This window comes from Deinococcus sp. (assembly GCF_018260405.1).
Taxonomy (GTDB): Bacteria; Deinococcota; Deinococci; order Deinococcales; family Deinococcaceae; genus Deinococcus.
Genome location: NZ_JAGLBG010000132.1, coordinates 1 through 5,055 on the forward strand (window position 1 = coordinate 1; position 5,055 = coordinate 5,055).

Sequence of the window (5,055 nt, forward strand, 5' to 3'; positions counted from 1 at the left end):
CCACCACCTCAACCGAGCAAGCCTACCCCACTCTAGTCCTCTGAAAGACTTGCACTACAGTGCATGGCTCTTACCCAACGTATTCGTAGAGCAGATGACGCTGTTCCTCATCCTAAGGATGAGGAACAGCGATGACCACAGCATCTAGGACGTCCATCAGCATCTGGCTGTCATGCCGGTTCGCTCCAGACAGTACTACGGCGAGTGGAATCCTTTTGGCATCCGTCAGCAGCGTACGTTTACAGCCTGCTTTGCCTGGGTCGGTGGGATGGCTGCCCGCCTCCTCGGGCGCTCCGAGAGCCCCCTTTTTCCTAGGGGAGCTCTGACGATGCTTCCATCAGCGGCTTGCCATTCCCAGTCAATTCCGAGTTCCTGGTCATATTTTTCCAGCATGGTCGCCCAGGCAGCGCGTAAGCATCCGTGTTCGACCCAGACCGTGAGCCGTTCGTGGACAGTGGATTTTGGGCCGTAGCGACGTGGGAGTTGGTTCCACTAACTACCGGTTCTGGCGAGCCAGACCAGCCCATTGAAGATGGCGCGGGCGTCCCCCACGGGACGCCCATTGTTCTTTCTGGGGTTTGTCGATGACCAGAACTGGAGCCAGACGAATCCAGAGCTCATCCGGCACTTCCTAGAGTGTGTCCTGAGTGTTGATTTGGTCTTGGTGGTGTTGCGTCGTCACTACAGCTCAGCAAACCATATCTTCCGGACAGGCTCTTAGCGCAGAATACGCAGCGCCTTGAGGATGGCGATCAGTACAACGCTGCCCAGCACGCCCCAGATCACGTTCATCAGCAGCGACTGGTGAGCGTAGTCGACGCTGCCGATATGCAGCATGCTGCCGAAAATCAGGTTTGCCAGGAAGGCCCCGACGATACCAATGAGGATGTTAGCGACAGCGCCCTGCTGAGCGTCGGTCTTCATGACCATGCTAGCGAGCCAGCCACACAGTGCGCCAATGAGAATAGTACCGATCCAACCCATGTTAGTTACCTCCTATGTCGTGCATTGAATTAGGTGCGTACAGATGCCAACGTCCTTTTCTACCCAGAGTGCAGCCCGTTGTTGAATGAAGCATGTCTTCCAGCTAAGTGCGGCAATGTGCAGAAGCGTACTTTCTCAAGGTGGACCAAAGGACAAATGGAGGTCTGGCAAAGTTAGCTTAAAAAGTCTGCCTCAGTTTCACAGCTTCGGCCTCATCTTGACCCCCCGCAGCCCAGACGCACATTTGTCTTACCCGGCCCGGCGCAAAACGCGGCCAAACGCTAGGATGAGTGCTGCCAAGCCGCCCTTGCCGGTGGCACGGAGGCCCTGAAACTATGTCCGAGACCCCTGAACGCGCCTGCCTGCCCTCTTTTTTCCGCCCTCTGACGACTGCTGGCTCCTGGGTAACGCCGGAACCTGCACCGGGGCGGCGTGGCCGGAGGTGAGGGCATGACGTTCACGGTGCGGGCACCGGCTTCGAGTGCCAACCTAGGGCCGGGTTTTGACAGCCTGGGCCTGAGCGTGCCGCTATTTACCACCCTGCGCGTGACGCCGCAGGCCCGCACCGAGGTCGTTCCACTGGGGGCGGAACTGGCGGGCACCCCCGCCGACGAGAGCAACTATGTTTATAAGGCGATGCTGCTGGCCGCCAAACGAGCGGGGCGTGACCTGCCGCCTGCCCGCATCGAGGTCGAAACCGAGGTGCCGCTGGCGCGTGGCCTGGGGTCGAGTGCGGCGGCCCTGGTCGCGGGTGTAGTCGCCGGAAACGAGCTGCTAGGCCGCCCGCTGGACGACGAAACCGTGCTGGAGGTAGCCGCCCGTGAGGAAGGCCATCCCGACAACGTGGCCCCGGCGCTGTTTGGCGGCATCGTTGTCGCCACGCTGGACAAGCTGGGCACGCACTATGTGCGGCTGGACCCGCCCGCCAACCTGGGCGTGACCGTCCTGGTGCCCGACTTCGAGCTTTCGACCAGCAAGGCACGCGCGGTGCTGCCCCGCGAATACAGCCGCGCCGACGCCGTTCACGCGCTGTCTCACTCGGCGCTGCTGGCGGCGGCCCTTAGTGTGGGGCGGCTCGACCTGCTGCAACACGCCATGCAGGACTACATTCACCAGATCTGGCGTGCGCCGCTGGTGCCGGGCCTGAGCGACATTCTGGAAGACGCTCACAAATACGGCGCACTGGGCGCGGCTCTCAGCGGCGCGGGGCCGACGGTACTGTGCTTTCACGACACGCGCGAACCGACAGACAGGCTGCACGCCTACCTGAACAGCGTGATGAAGAAAAACGGCCTGACCGGGCGCGTGATGGACTTTCCGATTGATACGGCGGGTACGGTCGTCACGCGGGGGTCATAAGAACTGCGGCCTGTTTCGTTGACCACCCGCCCAGGCGCCTGGTGGCGAACTGCACGCCCGCCATCCAGCTGGCCGGAATGTAGCAGAATCCATGATTTCGGCGTCAAGCCGCCCCAGATTCAGTGTTCCAGCCGAATCCGTGGCAACAGGCGATCCAGCCAGCGCGGCAGCCACCAGTTCCAGTCGCCCGCCAGTTTCAGAAAGCTGGGCACCAGTACTAGCCTGACCAGCGTAGCGTCGAGCAAAACCGCCACTGCCAGCCCCAGGCCAATGCTTTTGCTGGCCACCACGCGCCCGAAAATAAAGGCGCAGAACACGATGAACATGATAATGGCCGCGCTGGTGATGATCCGGGCGGTGTGGCCCACGCCCAGCACCACGGCCTCGGCGTTGCTGGCCCCGCGCAGATGCTCTTCTTGCACGCGCGAGAGCAAAAAGATTTCGTAATCCATGCTGAGGCCAAACATCACCGCGAACAGCATCACGGGCAGACTGGCGTCAAGCATGCCGACATCCTGCGGAATGCCCAGCAGCGGCGCAAAAGTGCCGTTCTGCACGACCTGCGTGACTACGCCCGCCGCCGCGCCCACCGTCAGGGCATTCATCAGCAGGCTCTTAAGCGGAATCAGCAGGCTGCGAAAGGCCACGGTAAGCAGAAGGAACGTACCCGCAAAAACCGAGATCACCACGGTGGGCAGCGCGTCGCTGATCTGGCGGCTCCATTCACGCTCACCGATGGGTGCGCCGCCCAGCAGGTAATGAAAGCCGCTGGCGCCTAGCGTGCGGCGCAGGCGTTCCTCGAAAGCCGGTATCTGGTCGGCCCGCAGCGAGCGGTCGGGAATAACGCTCAGGCGCAAAAAGGTACGCTCCTGACTGAACGAGCGCCGGTTCAGGGCGCTGAGGGCCGCCAGCGAGTCTTGTGATGTGCCGACCGTCCCTTTCAGGTTCTGTAAGTCTGCTGGGGTCACGAACGGGCTGATGACCCCGCGTACCCCTGGCAAGGCCCTTAGCCTGGTCACGACCTGCTGAAAGCGGGGGCGATCCGCCGGGCCGTAGCGCTGCCCCTGCAAATCGAGGACAACCTCGAACTGGCTGAGCAGGCCGCCCGCCCCCATCCGTCTCACGTCGTCGAGGGCGTCACGGCTCTCGACCCCGTGCGAGAGGCCCCAGGCCCCGGCGTACCCGGTCTTCATATGAAACGCCGGAAGCGCCAACACCAGCAAAAACGCCGCCGAGAGCAGCACGCTAAGCCAGGGCCGGGCGGTCACGCGGCGGGCAAAGCCGGTCCAGCTGGCGGAAGCGTCGGGCGACTGCGCCCAGCCGACCCGCAACAGGCGCGGACTGTTGACCCGCTCGCCCAGCAGCGCCAGCAGAGCGGGCAGGGCCGTGACGCTCGCCAACACGGTCAGGACTACCGCCAGCACGCCACCAATCCCGATGCTCCGCAGGAAGGTGACGTTCGGAATAATGAGTCCGGCCATAGCAATAGCGACCGTGCTGCCGCTGAAAATGACACTGCGCCCGGCGGTCAGCACCGTGTTGGCGGCGGCGGCGCGGCTCGCGGCGGGGCCAGCGACCGCTTGATGGCCCAGGCCCAGTTCCGGATGGCCCGGTTCCGGATGGGCCAGCGCCCCGCGTGACAGTTCCTCGCGGAAGCGGTTGACCATCAGCAGCGCGTAATCGATTCCGGCTCCTAGGCCCAGCATGGTAATCACGCTCTGGGCAAAGGTGCTAACCGGCATCAGGTGCGTCAGGCCGAACAGCGCTGCCATCGCTACTGTGATGCTCAGCAGCCCGACCACCAGGGGCAGACCCGTGGCGACCAGCGCCCCGAAGACCACCAGCAGCATCCCGGCGATCAGCGGCAGGGCCATCAATTCGCTGCGCTTGGTGTCGTTCTCGGCAAACGCCGTAAAGTCGTCGGCAATCGCCTGCCCCCCGGTGACCCGCACCCGCAACTGCGGCGACTCGGCCTGCTGGGCGTAGGCCCTGACCCGCCGCAAGGTCTCGGACGCACCCTCATTCAGCGGAATCTGGGCGGCTGTCAGCGTCATCCCCCCGTCCTCTGGTGAAGGCGGTGCCCCGGAAACCTGCCCGGCCAGATTCCGGGCACTGATCACCCGCCCGACGCCTTCGACTTTTGCCAGCCCGGCCAGAAACTTCTGATAGGTGGCCTGCCCCTGCGGGGTGGTCAGCGGCGGCGTGCTGTAGGTCACCAGTAGAGCCGTGTTGGTGTCTTTCTCGCCGAACTCCTGGCGCAAAATCTCCGATACGCGGCTGCTCTCGGTATCGGTCAGACTGCCCGCAGCCTTGGCGGTCAGCGCGGCGGGGGTACGGGCCGCCAGAGGCAAACTAAGCAGCGCGGCCAGCACCCAGACCAGCAGAACGAGGCCGGGCATGCGGGAAACCATACGGGATAGGAGAAGCACACCCGCACTGTAGCGGGACACGGCGCGGCTTTCCGTTCCCCCCAGTCGCTCTGCGCCTCTAAAAAAGGTGCCGACCAAAAAAACAGGCCCCCAACCTGAGAGCCTGTGCATAAGGATTTCCTCATTGTCGCGGGCAATATGGGCAGCCGGTCTTTAACGCTGGCTTTCTCGAAGGCTTACGGGGTTAGTAAGGTGCCGGGTTTGCTGTCTTAGAGGCTGTCTGAGGCCCTAACCATGGGAAATGTTTTAGGCTTTAACGGTGGAACGCGCAGCTTACCCTAGC

At 63.1% G+C, this 5,055-nt stretch carries 3 protein-coding genes and 1 pseudogene; 1 reads left to right on the forward strand and 3 read right to left on the reverse strand.

The genetic code is table 11. From position 1 onward, the window contains the following. Nucleotides 1-112: 112 nt before the first annotated feature. Nucleotides 113-262: pseudogene (locus tag QZ269_RS13580) on the reverse strand (IS5/IS1182 family transposase); the annotation flags it as partial. 455 nt (nucleotides 263-717) lie between these two features. Beyond that, nucleotides 718-984, reverse strand: coding sequence for a GlsB/YeaQ/YmgE family stress response membrane protein (locus QZ269_RS11960; protein ID WP_291426935.1), 267 nt, complete (start codon nucleotides 982-984; stop codon nucleotides 718-720). 450 nt (nucleotides 985-1,434) lie between these two features. Between QZ269_RS11960 and thrB the strand changes: the two genes are divergently transcribed. Further along, on the forward strand, nucleotides 1,435-2,343 hold the full coding sequence (gene thrB, locus QZ269_RS11965; protein WP_291426936.1) for a homoserine kinase: 909 nt from the start codon (nucleotides 1,435-1,437) through the stop codon (nucleotides 2,341-2,343). A gap of 119 nt (nucleotides 2,344-2,462) precedes the next feature. Here the strand turns inward: thrB and QZ269_RS11970 are convergent, their stop codons facing one another. Further along, a complete protein-coding gene (locus tag QZ269_RS11970; RefSeq protein WP_291426937.1) occupies nucleotides 2,463-4,742 on the reverse strand; it encodes an MMPL family transporter in 2,280 nt (759 codons plus the stop codon). Between the last annotated feature and the right edge of the window lie 313 nt (nucleotides 4,743-5,055).

Coding starts and splice junctions, on each gene's coding strand:
- thrB (WP_291426936.1), top strand. CDS start 1,435: ATGACGTTCACGGTGCGGGCACCGGCTTCGAGTGCCAACCTAGGGCCG.
- QZ269_RS11970 (WP_291426937.1), bottom strand. CDS start 4,742: ATGCCCGGCCTCGTTCTGCTGGTCTGGGTGCTGGCCGCGCTGCTTAGT.
- QZ269_RS11960 (WP_291426935.1), bottom strand. CDS start 984: ATGGGTTGGATCGGTACTATTCTCATTGGCGCACTGTGTGGCTGGCTC.